Origin of the sequence: Saccharothrix coeruleofusca (genome assembly GCF_014648515.1) — a bacterium.
Lineage (GTDB): Bacteria > Actinomycetota > Actinomycetes > Mycobacteriales > Pseudonocardiaceae > Actinosynnema > Actinosynnema coeruleofuscum.
Genome location: NZ_BMRG01000050.1, coordinates 1 through 1,662 on the forward strand (window position 1 = coordinate 1; position 1,662 = coordinate 1,662).

The following is a 1,662-nucleotide window of genomic DNA, read 5'->3' on the forward strand; positions in this document are numbered from 1 at the left end:
CAACGCTGATTCGCACCACCGTTGCACGACCACAACTGCACCTTCGCCCCGTCTGCCGAACTACCTCCGTCGACATCAACGCACTTGCCCGCGACACCGACGATCGGCCCGGTGCGGGGAGTGGTGCCACTCAGTTCCCTGATCCTGATGTTGCGGAACGACACGTCGTCGCTATCGCCGTGGTTCTGGATGCCGATGTGCCCGGAGGCCAGGGATCGGACCGGGTCGGTGTTGGTGAAGTCGTTGATCTGCGCGCCGTTGAGGAACACGCGCAGGCGTTCGCCTTCCACCAGCAGCTCGAAGGTGTTCCACTCGCCGGGCGGGTTGAGCGCGGCGTCGCGGGCGGCCTGGTCTGCGGCCTTGAAGCCGTGGACCGCACCAGTGGTCCTGTCGGCGGTGTCGGTGGCGTCGATCTGCACCTCGTAACCGTTGTCCATCGCGGAGTTCGGGTCGGTGCTGGCCGGGAACCCGACGAAGACCCCGGAGTTGTCGTCGCCCGCCATCCGCCAGTCCAGCTTGAGCGAGTACGAGCGGTACTCCCGCGCGCTGTTCCACAGCAGCCCCAGTCCGCCGAACGAGGTCAGCGTGCCGTCGCTGTTGGTGAAGCCGCCCGGCCCGGCCTGCGACCAGCCGGTGGTGGAGCCGTTGTAGAGCGCGGTGTAGCCGTTCTCCGGTCGGCAGTCGGCTTTGGTCCGGCCTGCCGCGTAGCGGATGCCGCCGAGGACCATCGCGCGGAAACCCGCCTCGGCGTAGCCGGCTTTGGTGTGGCCGGCGCCGGTGTAGAAGGACCGTCCGCTTTGGACCGTCTTGCACCACGTGTGCGGGTGGTCGGCGCCCATCGAGCCGCCGGTGTAGGTCGACTCGTCGAGGGTGGCCAGGACTCGGGCCGTGGACCGGACGCTGCCGCGGAAGTCGTACCACTCGTCGGTCCGGGTCCACGCGGGGCCGAGGTGCGCGGTGGCCGCGTGAGCCCGGTCCTCCACCCGGACCGTGGCCTGCTGGATCGCCGGGTGGGAGGCGAAGTACGTGCCGACCAGTTCGCCGTAGAACGGCCAGTCGTACTCGGTGTCGGACGCCGAGTGGATGCCGACGTACCCGCCCCCGCCGCGGACGTAGGACTCGAACGCGGCCTGCTGGGCGGTGTTGAGCACGTCGCCGGTGGTGTTGAGGAACACCACCGCCTCGTACCCGGCGAGTTCGGCGGCGGTGAAGCGGGCCGAGTCCTCGGTGGCGGTCACCCTGAAGTTCCCCGCCGCGCCGAGATCCCGGATCAGCTGGATGCCGGTCGGGATCGCGTCGTGGCGGAAGCCCGCGGTTTTGGAGAAGACCAGCACGTCGTACGGCGCGTCGGCGGCCGTGGCCGGTGGACCGGAGGCGAGTGCGGCGGTCGTGAAGGCGACGACCGTCACGCCGATCGCGCGTCGTGCGAACGAGTTGCTCATCTCTCACGCTCCCAGGAGGCGATCACGGCAGGGTCCAGCGTTGGTTGGCGCCGCCGTGGCAGGTCCAGACGATCAACCGCGTGCCATCTGCCGAACCGCCGCCATCGGCGTCCAGGCACTTGCCCGACTGCCCGTTGACCAAAGACCCGTTCCCGCCCACGGCCCAGTTCTGCCCACCACCACCGGTGCAACTCCACAACCGCACCACACTGCCGTCAGC

Annotated in this window: 2 protein-coding genes; both read right to left on the reverse strand. The window is 69.2% G+C overall.

The genetic code is table 11. The features are described from left to right. The coding region (locus tag IEZ00_RS35980) for a ThuA domain-containing protein (RefSeq protein WP_189227819.1) at positions 1-1,442 on the reverse strand (1,442 nt) is incomplete at its 3' end. A gap of 22 nt (positions 1,443-1,464) precedes the next feature. Then, positions 1,465-1,662 (reverse strand): RICIN domain-containing protein (locus IEZ00_RS35985; protein WP_189227820.1); only part of this gene is annotated, 198 nt, incomplete at its 5' end.